Here is a 17,793-nt window from a genome sequence, read left to right on the forward strand (position 1 = left end):
TTAAGCCTTTAACCACACCACAAAATGAACCATGTTCATTTGCACTGCCAAATCGCATAGCTGTGCGACCGAATTGACAAGGAGAGAGGATGATGCGCGATTTCCGGCTCGACCCGATCGACGAATATACTCACGAACCGGGCCCCGAACCGAATTTCAGCGAAAGCGTGTATGTCAATGCCTTCGACGACCGTACCGGCGTTGGTGGATGGATGCGTCTGGGCAATCGCGTGAATGAAGGCCGGGCCGAGCTTTCGGTCTGCCTTTACCTGCCGGATGGCCGCATAGCTGCCTCCTTCCGGCGACCACGCATTTCTTCCAACAGTGTGCTCGATGCCGGGGGACTCGGCTTTGATGTGGTCGAGCCGATGAAACGGATCACCGCCCGGTACGAAGGCGAGCTGATGATTCTGGATGACCCCTCCGTGCTCCGCAATCCCGGTCCGGAGCTGCAGGCTGCGCCGCGTTTGCCCGGATCGCTCGAATGGACGCTCGATACCATCTCGCCCCAGCACGGTGGCGAGCCGACATCACCTGATCAGCCCACCATGTATGGCCGGGATTTCTCCCTCGGCCATTTCAATCAGCACATCCGGGCGACCGGGCATATTCGCATTGGTGACGAAACCTGGACTCTCGATCCCGGCCACGGCTGGCGTGATCACAGCTGGGGACCGCGCTGGTGGACCAACATCGTATGGTATCGCCTGCTGCTCGCCGCCTTTCCGGACGGGCGTGGCTTCATGATTCACAAATTGGCTGACGAAACCAATCGTGCGCGCCGTTCAGGGGTGCTGATGCTCGACAATGCGTATCACGAGATTGCCGATTTCGATCTCGTCACGGACTGGTCGCCGACGCGCGATCCCAGGAATGTCCTGGTCAATGTAATTACCGAGGACGGCAAACGCGCCACCATCAAAGGAGAAATCCTCTCACTGGCCCCGCTACGCAACCGGCGTGAGGAAAACGGGCGCGAACTTCTCAGCCGCATTGCCGAAGGGCATACTCGCTGGGAGTGGGACGGCGTGATCGGATATGGCATGACCGAATATATCGAGCGTGTGGCGGAGGACGGAACACTTGCCGGCTATCCCCTCTGATCCACTTGCTGCGCTGACCGATGCCGTACGCCGTCGTTTCGGCGCACAAGCCCGCGTGGACAATCTCACTCAGGCGACGCTGGGCGGGTCGAACCGCACTCTGCTGTTCGATCTCGTCGAGCCTGCCGGGACCCGCCGTCTCGTGTCACGCGAGGAAACCTTCTCCGACAAGGCCAACCCCTTCCTCCCGCCGGACATGCAGTTCCGGATCATGACGACAGTCCATCGCTCGGGCATCCCCGTGCCCGAGCCGGTCTTTGCCTATGACGAACAGGATGCGCTTGGTCCCGGCTTCGTTACGGCATTCGTTTCCGGCGAAACACTGCCCCGGCGCCTGCTTGCGGACACCACCAACCACTCTCGCATTCTGGCCCAGCTCGCAGACGCCCTTGTGCGCCTGCACGCATTGGATCTCGACGATTTCGCCTTTCTGCGCGAGATACCGGAGAGTGGAGATCCCGTTGCAGCACTGGCAATGCGTCTCGATTCGATCGCAGAACCCCACCCCGCACTGGAACTTGGCCTCCGCTGGCTGGAAACGCATCGTCCGGATGCAGTCGCTCCTGCGATGGTCCATGGCGACTTCCGCAACGGGAACTTCATGATCGGCCCCGAAGGCCTGGCCGCGCTGCTGGATTGGGAATGCAGTTTCATCGGCGATGGGGCCGCCGATCTCGGCTGGCTCTGCACGCGCTCATGGCGCTTCGGGGCAATCGACAGGCATGCCGGCGGCTTCGGAACACGCGATGACCTGATTGCAGCCTATCGCGCAGCTGGCGGACGCGCCATAACCCCTGAGGAAATACGCTGGTGGGAAGTACACGGCCTCATCCGCTGGGGTTTCTATAACGGCCTGCAGGGCCTTGGCCACGTCAACGGTCGGCGTTCGCCGGCCTATGCCGCTTGCGGCCGCAACGCTGCCTTGATGGAATACGATCTCCTGATGACACTTTCCGGGACATACGACTGATGCGCGACTATCGTCCGACCAGTGCCGATCTACTCGCCACGGTGGCTGATTTCCTTGGCCGGATCGGGCCGAAACTTGATTCCGGCGACCGGTACGAGGCGCTGGTCTGCAATCACCTGCTTGGCATGGTCCGCCGCGAGCTCGAAATGGGCCCGCTCGACGATGTCGACGAGCAGGCGCTAGCCCGGGCGATCCGGTCCGGCCAATGCGACGATGACTGGGACGCGACTTTCGCTACCGTCCTGGCCCGCACAATCGAACGCGTTCGGCGCGTCAAGCCCGATCATCTGCTGCCGGAGCATGCCCGATGAGCCTCCGCATTACCCTGTCGATCGCAGATGGCGTCGCCACGCTGACCCTTGCCAATCCGGAACGCCGCAACGCGGTCGATCTCCAGTTTACCAAGGATTTCGCGCTGGCAGCGCTCGATTGCGCCACTGATCCACGGGTTCGCGTCATTCTGCTACGCGCGGATGGACCGATGTTTTCAGTCGGAGGCGACCTTGCGGAGATGATCGCCGAGAAAGATCGTGCGGAACGCCACGTGCTCGAAATGGCCAGCCATTTCCATCTCGGAATTGAACGATTGCGCAACGCCCCGGCCCCGCTCGTTGTTGCCCTCAACGGGACAGCCGCCGGCGGGGGCTTCAGTCTGGTTCTCGGCGGCGATGTAGTAATCGCGGGCCAGTCGGCCAAGCTTGTTTCCGCCTACTCCAAGTCCGGCCTCACGCCAGACGGCGGCGCGACCTGGCTGCTCCCGCGCCTGGTCGGTCGCAGTCGCGCCTTCACGATCCTGGCCCTTAACCCCGTGCTGACAGCGGAAGCAGCCGAACGGATCGGCCTCGTCTCCCAGATCGTGAAAGACGATGAGCTTGACCGCGAAGCCATGGCAGTCGCACGCAAACTCGCGGCACTGCCATCCGGCGCACTGGCAGTGCTCAAACGTCAACTCGATGAGAGTGCAGGCAACGGCTTTGCCGATCAACTGGCGCTGGAAGCAGAGTGGATCGCAAAGCGGGCCGCCGATCCTGAAACGCAAGCCGCGCTCGACGCATTCTTCAAGCGATGATCCTGACCGAAGAGGATTTTGCGACTCTTGCCGAGATACGCGAGCCGCTTGACCGTTTCGGCCCTGAGACAGAGCGACCTTTCCTCGCAATCCGCGTAACCGATGGTGCTATCGCGCATGCCGAGTTTATCCGCATGCTGCCTTGCCCGGTTCTGGCCATCGGGCCCTCCGAAGCACCGCTGGTACAAGCCTGTGATGTCCAGCTGGACGATGAGAGCGCCCTGCCCGTAATCGCCCGAACGATCAGCCATGCCCCCATTGCCTCGACCATTCTCGTGCAGCACCTCCGCGCGAGCGAGCGACTACCCGTTCTTGAAGCACTGACTGCGGAAAGCCTCGCCTATGCTACGGTGCAACGCGGCCAGGACTTCCTGCGCTGGCGGGCGGAGGCACCGTGTAGTGTCCCCCCGGGGGGCATCGATCCGCTCGCGATCCTCCGCGATGGAGACATTCTCGACCTGCGCCTCGACAATCCGGCCGCGCGCAACGCCATCGATGCAACGATGCGTGACGCCTTGTGCGAAGCATTGGATCTGGCGCTCAGCGACGACACGATCGCACGGGTTCGATTGACCGCAACAGGTCAGTGCTTCTCGACCGGCGGTGAGGTATCCGAGTTCGGCCTGGTCGCCGATCCGGCCACCGCCCACTGGATCCGTAGCCTGCGGCTGCCTGCGACACGCGCCGCGCAACTGCGTGATCGTCTGGAAGCCCACATCGATGGTGCGGCGATCGGTGCCGGCATAGAGATTGCCGCCTTCGCCAGCCGCCTCACCGCCACCCGGCGCAGCTGGTTCCAGCTGCCCGAACTTGATTACGGACTCATACCCGGTGCTGGTGGAACCGTCAGCATGTCCCGCCGCATGGGGCGGCAACGCACCGCCTGGCTTGCGCTGACGAAAAAGCGCCTTTCTGCCGCGAAAGCGCTGGAATGGGGCCTGATCGACGCAATCCTGTAAGATAGCGCCGATCAGCAAACCCGGCCGAGAGGTACCTTACACGGTCTCGGCAAAATCCTGTCGCACCATGCGCCGCAGCAGCTTCCCCGTCTCGTTATAGGGCAAGCTCTCGACGAAGCGGATGGCCTGCGGCACGCGACTGGACCGGAGAGCGCCGCGCACCATGGCCCGCAGATCATCCGCTTCCACATTGGCGCCAGGCTCGGTCACCACAGCCGCCGCAACAGCCTCTCCCCATTCGGCATCAGGGATCGCCACCACGGCCACTTCGGCCACGGCGGGGTGACCCAGGAGCACTTCCTCGATCTCACCGGGAGAAATATTCTCACCTCCGCGCACGATCACGTCATCCGCACGGCCATCGAGAAAGAGGTAACCCTCTTCATCCAGCCAGCCGCGATCACGTGTGGGAAACCAGCCCTCGGCATCTATCTGGCTCCCGGCGCCATGGTATTCGCCCGCAACCTGTTCACCGCGGACAAACACCATCCCGGCTTCTCCCGGCCCCAGATCTCGTCCATCCTCGTCACGAACCACCAGTTCGACGGTCGGCAAGGCCTTGCCGACCGAAGCCAACCGACGCCTCACCCCCGGATCATCGGAAGCCGCCGCAGCACGATGCGTCTCTGGATCGAGCAGGCAAATCGTGCTGCTCGTTTCCGTCAGGCCATACGCATTCGTGAAATCGATGCCAGGGAACAATTCCATTGCCCGTTCAATGACTTTCAGCGGCATTTTACCGCCACCATAGGCAATGGCGCGCAGCGCCGGCAGCGTGGGCGCCATCCCTTCCGTATCAATATGCTGCACCAACCGTTGCAGCATGGTCGGCACGAGAAAAGCGTTGGAAACGCCATGCGCGTGCGCCAGTCGCAGCCATTCGCCCGGTTCGAACGATGGCAATTGCACCATCCTGCGGCCCGCATAGACAGAGCTGAGCACCGCAGAAATCCCCGCGATGTGATAGGGTGGAACGGTGACGATCGTCGCATCGTCTTCGCTCGCGCCCATGAACTCCACGGTGCCGAGAATATACGCCATCAGATTATCGTGACGCAGAATGGCCGCCTTGGGCGCGCCAGTGGTGCCACTGGTGAACAATTCCACTGCGATGCCCCGTTCCACGTCCGGCGCATCCCCCGGTTCCGGACTTGCCGCCAGTGCGGCGGCAAGAAACGCATCGGGCGAAAGGGTCGTTACGCCATAGGCATTGATCTCACGGCCGGTAATCAGCATGGCCGGAGTGACACGCTCCAGCAGAGCGGCAATTTCAGGTTCGGTCAGCCGATAGTTGATCGGAACGAACGGTTTGCCTGCAAGGGCAGCCCCGAACAAGGCCACCGCACCTGCCGGATGCGTCACATCGAGATATGCGATGCGCTCTGCGTCCGAGGCACCGATTAATGTCGCGGCGCCCCGCACGGCCGCCATGAATTCATCATAGCGCAGCACCGTGTCGCCGTTCACCAGCGCCACGCGCTCCGGCATCGCGTCCGCCGCCATCTCCAGAAGTGTGAAAATATTCATGAGTAGAAAGCTGGTCCCTTAGGTGGAGTCATGCCGTCGCCGGCACCGGACGTGATCCGCCGGGTCCGGTCCGCACCAGACTGACAAGAATGAAGGATATGATCGCACCTACCAGGAACACCCCGAAGGCACTTTCATAGCCGCCGGTCCGATCGTAAACTTCGCCGATAAAGCGCAGGCCTGCGATTGAGAAAATCGAGATGCCCAGCATCATCGTACCCTGAATCTGCCCGAAGTTGCGCGACCCGAAAGCGGCCGCCATGAGCACCATCCAGACCGGATACACGCCGCCGATAGCAACGCCGATCAACGCAACCGCCAACAGCATCGCCCAGTAGCCCGGCCAGAAGATGAACAGCAGCAGCATCGCGACGTGGGCCCCCGCAACCAGCCCGAACAGCCGTCGCATGTCGAACCGTTCCGCCAGAAAGCCGACCAGCAATTTGCCTGCCACTGCCGAAGCGGACTGGACCGCGAGCAGGATCGAAGCGGCCTCCATCCCCACACCTTTCCCAAGGTAGTAGGGTATCTGCGAGGCGATGACGGCCTGATCGCTCGTCAGCAACAGTGCGGTGCCCAGCATGATGAACCAGAAATTGGGCGTGCTGAGGAATTGCTTCAACGTCCAGACCGGCTCCTCCGCATCCAGCGAAGCATGCACAGTCGCGCCGCTATCCAGTTCCCCGGCAGCCCTCAGTGCTTGTTCTGTCGGCCGGTCACGCACGAAGAGCAGTGCTGACGTGACCATGATCACTGCAATACTGATGCCCAGAATGGTCAGGGCGTCCCGCCACCCGAACTGGCTGATCAAAACAGCCATGACCGGCGGCATGAGAAAACCGCCGCCGGATGTCGCCACCGCGATGATACCCATCGCGCGCCCGCGCCGCCTGCGAAACCAGCGCGAGGTAACCGTGTTGGCCGCCAGACTGCCACCCACCGTCGCCCCCAGCGCCACGAGCAGCACAGTGGCGGCCAGCATCACACCGACCGACTGGCTGCGCGAAATCACGACCAGCCCTGTGCCCAGCAGCAGCCCGCCTGCCGCCATCACCGCACGCGCCGGCAACCGGTCCAGCAGCCGCCCGAACAGCGCACCCCACAGGGCAAAGCCGATCAGCAACACGATCAAACCGGTATTCACATCCGCCCGCGAGAGGTTGAAATCGCTGGACAGCGGCAAGACCAGCAATCCGAAGATGTAAACCGTGCTGCCAATCGCGAGCAATGCGCAGGTGAAAGCCCCGCCCAGCACCTTCCACCCCTGGTAGGAGGAATTTCTTCCGCTTGAGTGATGAACCACGCTCATGTCACCTCGCCCATTGCCGCTTCGGCTGCTTGTTTCGTTTTCATGAAATCGAGGATCCTGGCCACGACCGCTTCGGCGCGATTGAGGTGGACCCAGTGCCCGGCATTCTCGATCACATTGACCGCGACATTGGAGAATGCCGCAAGGTCGTCTGCCACGGGCGGGTATGCCCAGCTCTGCGCTCCATAGATATGCAATACGGGGCAGGTGATGCGCCTGTAATATTCGCGCAATGTCTTGGACGGCTGGATGAATATCTGTTGGCGGACGAGCGGATCGAATTTCCATTCAAGGCCACCATCGGGCCTCACCCTGGTCCCTGTCTGCGCAAGATACATGGCCTGCTCTCGCGTCAGGCGCTTGTCACCATCGCGAAGCAAGCGTTCGACCACCTGATCCACACTCGGGTACACACGGGGACGGACGTCGAACAGCGCATCACGTTCATCCAGCCAGGCTGCGATACGTTCGACTTCGCTGGTGTTGCGACCCAGTTCGCGCCGGGCAAGCCAGGCTTCCATCCGCGCGTCCGCCGCCGGACCGACCAACGCCGCAAGCCGCCCGCCTTCCATCCCTTCCATAGCCACAAGCCGGGAAACGCAATGCGGCCGCGCCCCTGCCAGTAGGAGCGATATTCTTGCCCCCATGGAATGGCTGACGATATCGACCCGTCCCCCACATACGCGATCGATGAATACCGCCAGATCGGCAATGTAGGCCGACAGGGAATAGTCCCCGCCCGGGACATGCGCGCTGTCCCCGTGCCCCCGCAGATCGACGGCGATTACGCGCCGTTCAATCGCAAGCGCTTCTGCAATAGGTGCCCATGCGGCTGCATGATCGAGCCCGCCATGCACCAGAAGGAGAGGAGGTGAATCCTGCTCGCCCCAGGTCAGATAGGAATATTCCAGACCCGCGATCTCGCAACGATGGGAAGTTGGCGTCATCGACGCGCGCTCTCAAGCGTCCGGGGCAATCGAGCGAGCGACCACCACCTTCATGATTTCGCTCGTACCGCCATAGATCCGCTGCACCCGCGCATCGCGCCACAGGCGCGCAATCGGATATTCGTTCATGTATCCGGCGCCTCCATGAAGCTGGAGGCAGGCATCGACCATCTTCCACTGCATCTCGGTATGCCACAGCTTCACGGCGGCACCCTGATATTGATCGAGCTTGCCTTCGATATGACGTTGCAGCGCCCAGTCGATATGCGCCCAGCCCACTTGCAGCTCGGTCGCCAGTTCCGCGAGGACGAATTTGGTATTCTGGAAATCCGCCACAGTTCTGCCGAACGCCTTGCGCTCGAACACGAAGCTCACCGCCTCGTCAAACGCACGTTGCGCCCCCGCCTGGGCACCGATCGCAACGCACAGCCGCTCTTGCGGCAGTTGGCTCATCAGATAACCGAACCCCTCTCCTTCGTTACCGATGAGATTGCCGACCGGTACACGGACACCTTCGAAAAACAGTTCCGACGTATCGGCCGAATGCTGCCCAATCTTGTCGAGATTCCGCCCCCTGGCGAATCCCGGCCGGTCTGCTTCAACCAGGATCAGGCTGATGCCCTTGGCTCCGGCTGTCGCATCGGTCTTGGCAACAACGATAACGATGTCGGCATTCTGCCCGTTGGTAATATAGGTCTTGGAACCATTGAGAACATATTCGTCCCCGTCGCGGCGGGCAGTCGTCTTGATTCCCTGCAAATCGGAGCCCGCACCCGGCTCTGTCATCGCAATCGCGATGATAGCCTCACCCGTCACCATTTTCGGCAGCCATTTGTGCTTCATCTCTTCCGAGCCGTAAGCGATCAGATAGTCGACCGCCACATCGGTATGCAGCGGCAGCCCGGCCGTCGACCCGGCATACCAGAGCTCTTCATTGACAATGGCAGCATAGCTGTAATCGAGCCCAAGCCCGCCATATTGCTCCGGAACCTGTGGGCAGAGCAGCCCTTCCGCCCCGCAGGCAAGCCAGAAACTGCGATCGACCACTCCCGCATGTTCCCAGAGATCCAGATTGGGCAGAAGCTCCCGCGCGAACAGCTTGCGAACTGTCTCGCGAAACAGCTGGTGCTCCTCCCCATACGGAAGCCGGTCGTCAATCGGCAGCATTTCTCTTCCCCATCATCGTTTGGGGCGAGTTCAAGCCCGCCCGAAAGCACAATGCTTCGGGGATCAGGCGAAGAGCGGCAAGGCTACGAAATCTTCCAGAAAATGGGACAGAAACGATGATCGGCCCGTTTTCATGTCATCCACCCAACAAGGCCGACATATCCGGTGAATGCCAGCCAGGGCCAATTGCCTCCTCCCACGGGAGCATACCTTCCGCAGGCAAGGCCATCCCCCAAGTGCGGGATGGCTGGCCCCTCCCCCATGCGGCATTGGAACAGCGCGAGAGGGACGGCTTTGCCCGATCCTTCAATTGTCGGGGTTAAAAATGCGGTCAAACGGCATATTGGGTGCGGCACTGCTCGCATGCATGGCAGGCGTGCCTGCTCATGCACAGGATGCGCAGCGATCCGTATCCTCAACCAATGCCGCGTTTGAGCAAGGGCAAGCCAGCGGCCTGTCTCCGCAGACGGCTTCGGAATATCTCCTGTGTCATGCCCTGTGGCAACGATGGGAGCTTGTCCTTGCAGGCATGGCCTCGCCGGGGTTTTCCAATGGCCTGCACTCCGCTCTGAATGATCCCCGAAAGGCGGCAAAAGCTGCGCGGTACTGGCTGAAACGCGCACGAACTTATGCAAGCGGCGAGGATATGGCCGCAGCGCAGGAAAAGGCCGATCGCGATTACGCCGCCTACATCCAGAACGATCCCGGCCGGGAAACAGCGCTGCCATGGAACTTGGGAACGTGCATTCCCGGGCAGGGGCGCAAATGATCCGCAGTGCCCTCACCCGCGTGGCAGTGGCGGCCATTGTCGCCGTGATACCACTGCAGGCGAGTGGCGAAATCCTGGCGGCAGAAGCGCATGCGAATTCAACGCGGCTCAAGGTCGCCAATGTGTGCCCCGATGGCCGGTACGAGGGCAATTGCAGTTCCACAGAGATATTGCAGGCCATTGCTTTCGCGCCTGATAAACTGCCAGCGCCAGAGCCGCGCTGCTTCTATCGCACGCAGGCTCGGTGCCATGTCATCGCAACCGGGCGCATCCAAGCCACCGCCATGACAGTCGTCTGGCAACACATGACGCTGTCGCCTCCCGACGGCCCGATCATGGAAATGATGGTTCTGGGCGAACAAACGGAAACGCACGATGTGAAGCTGATCGGCGCCAGCCAGGTCGATGGATATTTCTCGCCGCCCGATCTCGTTGCCGATGACGAAAACCTGCTCCTGATTCATGTGCCCGGCGTGCGTGCGGGAAGCGGCGCAGGTAACGCCGATCTCGTCCTCAAGTACACCGATGACGGATGGCAGGGCGTGGACCTGTCCTACTGGGCGGAGCAGGTGAACACGTTGCTGCCGCAAGGCTTGTCCATCCATAACAGCGCGCGTCTCGATCTGCGTGAAATGCATGCCAGTTCGCCGGTCTGGCGGGACAGTGACGGCAATTGCTGTGCCACAGGCGGAACCGTGCAGATCGACTTTACGCTGGATGGCAATGTGCTGATCGCCAGCCGGATCGCCCTGTCCGAAACCACGCCGACTGGCCCCACTCGCTATATCGAAGCAAAACCCGGAGCCGACAGCCAATGATCCGCGCTCTTCCCATGATCCTGGCGGCCCTGATCGGCCTGATTCCACTGCCCGCCATGGCACAGGAGGTTCCTGCCGATCCCTTCACCCTGCATGAAGCCAGTGTCGCGGCGCAGGATGCAGGCGATCTGGCTACCGCCCTGTCCGGTTTCTCCGATGCCTGTGAACTCGGACTGGCCCCATCCTGCACCATGGCCGGCCTGATAGAGATGGATCGGGCCGACAATGCACTGGCTTATGTCGATGCCGCCGGGCTTCTTGCCATCGGCTGCCTCGCAGGCAGTGACTTTTCCTGCGAACGTACCAGCTACGCCCTGGGGCGCTATTCCTCGTTCGCCAACGACGCAACCAGCGGCTACGTCGCCATCGCTCTCATGCAGATGGGCGAAGAATGCCGCAAGAAACCGGACGGACAGGCATGTTACGATGCTTCGGCCCTGCTGCAGGCGGAACGGATGGGCGGGGCCGATATGGCTGTGATCGGCACTTATGCCGGACGCGCCTGCGCAAACGAGCGTCGACCCGGGTGTATGCTGGCAGCCGCGATGCCTGCCGCACCGGATGACGCGGACCCCATGGCTCTCGCCGGGACACGCTGCGACCAGGGACGTGCCGATGGCTGTATTGCCCTGCTGTCGGTGTTGATTCCCGCTCAGGAAGGCGCCGACACTGCAGGCGCGATTGGGGCGTTGGAAAGGGCCTGTAACGCCAACGTCGGTATCGCCTGCGCCAATCTGGGGCTTTACCGTTCTTATGGACCGGAAGCCGCGCGCGATCTGATCGCCGGACGCCATTTCATGCGCGCGGGCTGCGACGGCGCAGTTGCGCAGGCCTGCTTCGCGCTGGCGGTGATGCACAAAAAAGGCATCGGCGGGCCGGTTGACCAGCGTCGATCGGAAGCACTGGTGCGCCATGCGTGCGATCTGGGTTGGGCGAAATCCTGCACAACCCTTGCTCGTATCACAGAGCTTGAGGAAGCCCTCTCAGACAGGCCCGATCCTGCCGTAATGCGCCAGCGTGCCTGCCGTTTCGGCGATCAGGAAGCATGTGCCCCGGCCACGCAATCGCCGCCCAATTCATCCAATACCCAGTGAGAATGCCATGACTCGTTTGCAGAAAATCCTGTTGGCCGCATCGGCCGTTCCATTCGTGAGCGCCAGCCCCGCGATGGCGGAGAGCGAAGAGGAAAAGATAATCCGCTTCGCTGCGGAATGTACCTATGTCACCAAGACCGTTGAGAAGGAGGGCATCGGCCTCAAGCACAGCGGCGACGAATGGCTCGGGATGCTCAGCCAGGTCGAGCAAAAGGCGGGGATCGACGCACTGCCTTACCTGAATCAAGCCAAGGCGAAATACAATCGCCACGCCAAGAAGATGGGTGCCGACTGGGCCTTCAAGCGCATGATCAGCCGCGCACGCGAATGCGACAAGCAACTCTAGTTCCGCAACAATCCGGAGAATGCCCATGATTACCGGGTCGCGCATCTTGGCGTGCATCGCCTTGCTCGCCACGCCGCACATCGCGCTTGCTGATACGTGGAAAGACGACAATCCCCAGGAAACGGCGGATTACATCTACGAATGCGGCCTTGCGCTCGACTGGGGCGAACAGCATGCCCAGCAGAGCTATCGGGTCGACAGCGTATTTACGCAGAAGCATCTCGACAGCGTGATAAGCCGGAACAAGGGTGTCAGCGAAGACACCTCCGCCGCCAATATCAAGAAGTTGTGGAGCGACACGGCGAAAAGCGACGGCCAGGCGGGACTGCGCACTTACATCCTCGATACCGCCCGCGACTGTGAGCAGATCTATCTTGAACTGCTCGCTCAGGAACGAGGCGGCTCTGCACAGCCCGCACCGCAGCCGCCCGCAAATGAATCAACCCAGATTTCGCAGAATTTCACAGCCGCGGATCTGCGGAACTATGTCCGGCGCACAGGCAATCACGCCGCAGTGGCCGACTATATCGTGTACAAATATCCCAACGGCAAAGATCCGTTCGGCGACAGCCCCGAAGGCGAATTGCTGGGCGAACTGATCGTCGAGATTGGGGCGAAGGGAGTCATCCGGTTCAGCGATGCGGCCATTCTGGCTATCATCGGCAATCATTACTGGCAGTACAACCCACCAGCCTCCCGCATCGCAGAAGCGGAATACCAGCGCCGCTTGCGGGTGAGGAAGTATAACGCGGCCCAAAGCAGGAGCTGGGCCGAACGGGCCGCGGCCGACCGTGCACGGCAGGCGCGCGAAGCCAATGCCAAGCCAGTCGGCTCGCTCGGCCGCCATTGTGAAAAATACTACGATCCGGGTGGGCCCGGAGTGGGAGGAGCGTGGATCACGAAGTGCCGATAAGCGCACGGATCACGACGTCTTCGACATAATCAGGCCGCCAGGCGACCTTGCCTTGCGCGACACAAGTGTTGCCTGGCGCCGGAAGCTCCGGCGCCAGGGCACTATCCTCAGTACTCGAAAGAAATCTCCAGACCATATGTCCGGCCGCGTTCAATGCCGCGGATCATCTGTGCGACATTGGCGCCGTAGGCGGTGTAGTCCTTGTTGAAGATGTTCGCGCCATAGACCGAAACACTGATCTCGCCCCCTCCGGCACGAATACCGGCCAGACCGACACGCCCATCCACAGTTACGTAGCCCTTGGCCGAGTTGTATTTGTTGACCGGCGCAATATCGCCATTCTGATCCAGCACTGCCAGCGGGCCGAGCTGTACCTTGCTGCGATAGTTCGCATCGATGCGGGCGATCGGATAGGCGCCGCTTGTAAAATCGGCACCGCTATAGGCCACTGACACGCGACCGGTCCATTTCGACAGGAACGGCGGCCTGGCGATATCGGCCACATCCACGCCGCCAAGAATATATTGGCGGTACTGGAAATCGGTGTAGCTCATGTTGCCGCTGATGCTCAGGCCATCGACCGGGATCAGCTCAAGCTCGGTTTCGACACCCCGAATGCGGGCCTTGCCGGCATTCGCAATCGTGCTGACGCCATTGGCGAAGACCTGGGTCTGCAGATCCTTGTAGTCGTTCCAGTAGAGCGCAACATTCGCCCGCAGCCGGTTGTTCAGCAGCGTGCTTTTCACGCCGATTTCATACGCGGTCAGATCTTCCGGATCGAAGCGTGTACCGGCGTAGATTCCGCCCGAAACATAGGCGGTCCCCACTTTTGCATAAGTCGTGATCTTGGCGGTCGGTCGCCATGTGGCAATCAGCTGATAGTTGACCCGGCTGAACGACGCCCGGAAATCGCCGACACCGATCGAGCCGACCTGCGCGCCGGAAAGGGCGAAGATGTTGGTCCGCCGCTTGTCCTTCGAATAGCGTACGCCACCGGTCAGATCGAATTCCGGCGTCACATGATAAGTGCCCTGCGCATAGGCCGCGTAGGAATTGTTGTCAGTCGTCAACCGCGTCACTGGCGAACCGGGCAGCGCGGGCGTGAAAACGCCATCCGTGAACGTCGCCAGCGAAGCGATCATGTTCGTGGTCGGATTTTCCTCGTGGAAATAGAACGCGCCGGTGATCAGGTCGAATGCGTCTGTCTTGACGCTTGCCTGAACTTCCTGGCTCCACTGTTTCTGGTGATTTTCATACACGTTGAAGATCGAGAAAAAGTGGTCGCGCGGTCCAGGCTGATTGGCAGGATCGCTGATCGCGTCCGGGTCTTTGGTCAGCAAACCGAGCAACTGGGCCTTGGTGAACAGCAATCCACCCGATCCCGCAAGGTCATAGGCCGATGGGGACTGATCCATCTTGCGGAAGGACGAGATGCTCTTCAGCGTCAACGCATTGCTGACATCATAGGTAAGCGTCAGGCTGTGGCCCTGAGTCTTGATGCGGTCCTCACTGGTTGCATTGGCCACGGCGTCCAGCGGTGTCGTGGAGATATTCGTGATGCCGCCATATTGCGGCTGCAAGGCGATAATGGGCGAAATGATCTGACCCAGAGTGTCTGCGGGAAGTACGCCATAGCTCTGCATGACGCGCCCGACGGAACGGGAATCCGTATAGTCGAAGCGGTAGTCAGCCCTCAGTGCGCCAAAGTCGCCACGCAGACTGACCAGCACGCCATCCACATTGCGGCCTCCGAGCTTGTTCGCCATGCGGATCGTGCCGAACTCGGGCACCGCACTCGATATGTCGAAAGTCTCTCCACCGATGAGATTGCGGACATCGCCGTTTATCTCATCGTGCAGATACGAGATGCGGGCTGAAATCGGCCCCATTGCAGGCAGGTCGACCGCGATCTTGGCGCGTTTCGCGCCATAGTTGCCGACCGACATGGTACCATGCACGCCGAACTCGCCCTTTGGCGCTGCGGTAACGATGCTGATGGCGCCACCTGTGGCATTACGCCCGAAGAGGGTTCCTTGCGGGCCGCGCAGGACCTCAACCCGTTCGATATCGGCAACGTCGAAAACCGAACCCACGACACGCCCGATATAGATGCCATCGACATACATGCCGATCTTCGGATCGACCGCCACGATCGTGCTGCCCGACGATATACCACGGATGTTGACCGTAGGCACGGTCTGCCGTCCCTGTGTATTGATCTGCAGGCCCGGCGCCACGGCCGAAAGATTGCTGATGTTGGTGATCCGCAGGTCTTCGAGCTGCTCAGACGTAACAGCCGTGACCGCGACCGGCACCCGCTGCAGGCTCTCTTCCCGTCGCTGCGCTGTCACGACAATGTCCTGAATGCCGGAACTGTGCGACTGGCCCTCTTGCTCAACAGCGGCACTATCCGCCGGAGCAGAGTTACGCGCGGTCTGCGCCGCGGCGGTCCCGCAATGAATCACTGAGCCGCTGACAAGCAATGTCGCGACAAACGCCTTCATCTTCACAATAAACTCTCCCTACCACAATTTTCAACGTTGTCTATTATTTTTAAAAATAATGGATTTTCATATCTATGTACAAAAATATGAATGATATTCTTTTATGATATATAAAAATATGTATTTTAGTTTATAATATATACGTACAATATACGTAAATTATTTATATTTTTGATATTTCATTTATACTCCACTGATAATGGAATATAATCTGCATAATTCTTGGATTTTGCTATGTACGATGTGTCACTACGGCAAGATTCGTAGTATATTTTCCGGGCATACGGATTGCGCATGATGCCGTTACAAATTTTCATCCGCTTTGCGCACATTTGCGCCGGTGGATTCGATCCCAATCCCGGCGTTTTCCAGCCGAAACGTTAGAGCCGGATGCAATGGGTCATTCTGGCCGGAAAGCGGCTGAAGGCATCGAATTCAATTCGATGAGAATTCATCATTCCTCATGGAACAGGAATGAAATTGATAATATGAATATCGTTCAAGAGAGGTGGATATGAGCTACAATATACTTATCAAGGGCGGCCACGTTATTGATGGACAGAACAAAGCACCATTTAAAGCTGATGTGCGAGTTTCTGGCGGAAAGATCGTAAAAGTTGCCGAAAACCTCGAACGAGAGGGTGTCGAACGCGTCGTGGATGCGACGGACTGTTATGTAACGCCTGGATTTATTGAGACGCATAACCACTACGATGCGCCAATGTGGTGGATGCCCAACATGTTCCCTCTGCCGGGTTACGGGATCACGACGACAATCAACGGCAATTGCGGCTTCGGCGCTGCCCCCGTTCATGAAACCACGGAGGCGAAAAACGAAGCCATCAAGATCTTCTCCTTCTTCGAAGACATCCCGCTGGAACCTTTTCACACACAATTGCCCTGGGATTGGAAGACATGGGGTGACTATCGCGAATCCATGCAGCGCCATCTGAAAGTTCCGATCAACTTCGAATTCTTCTGCGGTCATCAAGCGCTCCGCCTTGCCGCGATGGGTATGGACGCAACCAAGCGCCCCGCCACGGACGAAGAGATCGCAACGATGAGCGATATGCTGCGCGAAGCGCTCCAGTCAGGGGCGATCGGCTTTTCCAGCAACACGCTGGACTATGACGCGGAAGGCAATCCGGTCCCTTCACTGTTGGCTGACGATCGTGAGTTTTCCGCGCTCTTCGACGTGCTGGACGAGTTTCCGGACAAGACCTTCGAGATCATCATCTCCACTTTCCAGCGCTTTACCGGTGTCGAAGATATGGAGCGGATGGTTCCCATGCTGAAAGACCGGAAGTTCAAGACGCAGTGGGCCGGCGTGCCGTTCCTCAAATACCAGATGTCGCGTGGAATACGCCCGCTGATCGACGAGCATGAGCGCTACAAGCGAGAGGGCTGGCCGCTTTACACCGGCTTCACGCATGTTCCGCCAGCGACGATGATCAACTTCAACAGCCCGCTGGTGTTCGCCCAGAACAATCTGCTCGCCTGGGCCGAAATCGCCAAGGAAACGAACGTCACGAAGAAGCTCGAACTGCTCCAGAGCGAGGAATGGCGCGCCAGGGCCCGCGAGACGTGGGACGACATGTATCCGCAGGCATCGTTCCGGCGGCCGGAATCCATCATCATGCGCGACAGCCAGTATCGCGTTGGGCCCTATGGTTCCGATGTCACGTTCCAGGATGTGATCGACGCGCGCAGCGACAACGCGCATCCGTCGGATGCACTGGCCGACTGGGTCCTCGAAAACGGGGTCGGCTCGACCCTAGGGTTCAACATGGAAATTGAATCGCTCCAACAGATCATCGACCTGTTCAAGGATGAACATGCATTGGGCAATATCTCCGACTCGGGTGCGCATGCACAGATGCTGTGCGGCATCGGTGACCATATCGACATGATCAACACATTCGCCCGCGATAACGATTATCTCACTATCGAAGAGGCGATCTACAATCTGACCGGCAAGCTCGCGAACTTCTTCGGCCTTACCGACCGCGGACACATCGCCGAGGGCAAGACCGCCGACATTGCGATCTGGAACATCGACGAGATCGAACGGCGCCCGATGATCAAGGAATTCGACGTTCCTGATGGTTCAGGCGGTCGCGGCTATCGCTATACCCGCGACGCAGCACCGATGCGGATGACTCTGGTTCACGGCGAACCCGTTTTCGACGGCGGCACTTTCACCGGCTCCTATCCCGGACGCATCGCTGGCTTTGAAACCCACGAAGCATTTGCTCAGGCAGCTGAGTAATTGCAGGCCATGGCGGGGTTCACGCAATG

Annotated in this window: 16 protein-coding genes; 11 read left to right on the forward strand and 5 right to left on the reverse strand. The window is 60.0% G+C overall.

Annotated elements, in window-relative coordinates:
* Nucleotides 1–89 precede the first annotated feature (89 nt).
* Genes MB02_RS10240 through MB02_RS10260 form a run of 5 tightly spaced genes read left to right on the forward strand, consistent with a single transcriptional unit; the run spans nucleotide 90 to nucleotide 4,101 of the window.
* A complete protein-coding gene (locus MB02_RS10240; protein ID WP_067536651.1) occupies nucleotides 90–1,103 on the forward strand; it encodes a DUF7064 domain-containing protein in 1,014 nt (337 codons plus the stop codon).
* Nucleotides 1,084–2,073 carry a phosphotransferase family protein gene (locus MB02_RS10245; protein WP_067536656.1) on the forward strand — a complete coding sequence of 330 codons (990 nt, stop codon included), beginning with the start codon at nucleotides 1,084–1,086 and terminating at the stop codon, nucleotides 2,071–2,073. The genes MB02_RS10240 and MB02_RS10245 overlap by 20 nt, the downstream gene beginning before the upstream one ends.
* A complete protein-coding gene (locus MB02_RS10250) occupies nucleotides 2,073–2,384 on the forward strand; it encodes a DUF6285 domain-containing protein (protein WP_067536659.1) in 312 nt (103 codons plus the stop codon). The genes MB02_RS10245 and MB02_RS10250 overlap by 1 nt, the downstream gene beginning before the upstream one ends.
* The gene (locus MB02_RS10255) at nucleotides 2,381–3,142 is read left to right on the forward strand and encodes an enoyl-CoA hydratase/isomerase family protein (RefSeq protein WP_067536663.1); all 762 of its coding nucleotides are present in this window, start codon (nucleotides 2,381–2,383) and stop codon (nucleotides 3,140–3,142) included. Before MB02_RS10250 ends, MB02_RS10255 begins: the two co-directional genes overlap by 4 nt.
* Complete coding sequence (locus MB02_RS10260; protein WP_067536666.1) at nucleotides 3,139–4,101, forward strand: enoyl-CoA hydratase/isomerase family protein; 963 nt, start codon at nucleotides 3,139–3,141, stop codon at nucleotides 4,099–4,101. The genes MB02_RS10255 and MB02_RS10260 overlap by 4 nt, the downstream gene beginning before the upstream one ends.
* Before the next feature lie 36 nt (nucleotides 4,102–4,137).
* Here MB02_RS10260 and MB02_RS10265 read toward each other — a convergent pair whose 3' ends face one another.
* The 4 genes from MB02_RS10265 to MB02_RS10280 are packed head-to-tail and all read right to left on the reverse strand — an operon-like array spanning nucleotide 4,138 to nucleotide 9,051.
* The gene (locus MB02_RS10265) at nucleotides 4,138–5,628 is read right to left on the reverse strand and encodes a class I adenylate-forming enzyme family protein (protein ID WP_067536670.1); all 1,491 of its coding nucleotides are present in this window, start codon (nucleotides 5,626–5,628) and stop codon (nucleotides 4,138–4,140) included.
* Nucleotides 5,629–5,656: 28 nt separating this feature from the next.
* Nucleotides 5,657–6,937, reverse strand: a complete 1,281-nt coding sequence (locus MB02_RS10270) for an MFS transporter (RefSeq protein ID WP_067536673.1) — start codon at nucleotides 6,935–6,937, stop codon at nucleotides 5,657–5,659.
* Nucleotides 6,934–7,884: an alpha/beta fold hydrolase gene (locus tag MB02_RS10275; RefSeq protein ID WP_067536677.1), complete on the reverse strand. Its 951-nt coding sequence runs from the start codon at nucleotides 7,882–7,884 to the stop codon at nucleotides 6,934–6,936. The genes MB02_RS10270 and MB02_RS10275 overlap by 4 nt, the downstream gene beginning before the upstream one ends.
* Before the next feature lie 12 nt (nucleotides 7,885–7,896).
* The gene (locus tag MB02_RS10280; protein ID WP_067536680.1) at nucleotides 7,897–9,051 is read right to left on the reverse strand and encodes an acyl-CoA dehydrogenase family protein; all 1,155 of its coding nucleotides are present in this window, start codon (nucleotides 9,049–9,051) and stop codon (nucleotides 7,897–7,899) included.
* Nucleotides 9,052–9,376: 325 nt separating this feature from the next.
* On the opposite strand from MB02_RS10280, the gene MB02_RS10285 reads away from it, so the two are divergent.
* From MB02_RS10285 to MB02_RS10305, 5 genes are read left to right on the forward strand one after another with little or no spacing between them, the layout of a single operon-like run.
* Nucleotides 9,377–9,820, forward strand: a complete 444-nt coding sequence (locus MB02_RS10285; protein WP_067536683.1) for a hypothetical protein — start codon at nucleotides 9,377–9,379, stop codon at nucleotides 9,818–9,820.
* The gene (locus tag MB02_RS10290; protein WP_067536686.1) at nucleotides 9,817–10,638 is read left to right on the forward strand and encodes a hypothetical protein; all 822 of its coding nucleotides are present in this window, start codon (nucleotides 9,817–9,819) and stop codon (nucleotides 10,636–10,638) included. Before MB02_RS10285 ends, MB02_RS10290 begins: the two co-directional genes overlap by 4 nt.
* Complete coding sequence (locus MB02_RS10295; RefSeq protein ID WP_067536688.1) at nucleotides 10,635–11,732, forward strand: tetratricopeptide repeat protein; 1,098 nt, start codon at nucleotides 10,635–10,637, stop codon at nucleotides 11,730–11,732. The genes MB02_RS10290 and MB02_RS10295 overlap by 4 nt, the downstream gene beginning before the upstream one ends.
* A 7-nt stretch (nucleotides 11,733–11,739) precedes the next feature.
* The gene (locus MB02_RS10300; protein ID WP_067536691.1) at nucleotides 11,740–12,078 is read left to right on the forward strand and encodes a hypothetical protein; all 339 of its coding nucleotides are present in this window, start codon (nucleotides 11,740–11,742) and stop codon (nucleotides 12,076–12,078) included.
* A gap of 25 nt (nucleotides 12,079–12,103) precedes the next feature.
* Nucleotides 12,104–12,991, forward strand: coding sequence for a hypothetical protein (locus MB02_RS10305; protein WP_170304694.1), 888 nt, complete (start codon nucleotides 12,104–12,106; stop codon nucleotides 12,989–12,991).
* 107 nt (nucleotides 12,992–13,098) lie between these two features.
* On the opposite strand, the gene MB02_RS10310 is transcribed toward MB02_RS10305, so the two are convergent.
* Nucleotides 13,099–15,495 carry a TonB-dependent receptor gene (locus tag MB02_RS10310; RefSeq protein ID WP_067536697.1) on the reverse strand — a complete coding sequence of 799 codons (2,397 nt, stop codon included), beginning with the start codon at nucleotides 15,493–15,495 and terminating at the stop codon, nucleotides 13,099–13,101.
* A gap of 514 nt (nucleotides 15,496–16,009) precedes the next feature.
* Between MB02_RS10310 and MB02_RS10315 the strand changes: the two genes are divergently transcribed.
* A complete protein-coding gene (locus tag MB02_RS10315) occupies nucleotides 16,010–17,764 on the forward strand; it encodes an amidohydrolase family protein (RefSeq protein WP_067536700.1) in 1,755 nt (584 codons plus the stop codon).
* Nucleotides 17,765–17,793: the final 29 nt, after the last annotated feature.

It is taken from the genome of Croceicoccus estronivorus, from assembly GCF_001625325.1.
GTDB classification, from domain to species: domain Bacteria; phylum Pseudomonadota; class Alphaproteobacteria; order Sphingomonadales; family Sphingomonadaceae; genus Caenibius; species Caenibius estronivorus.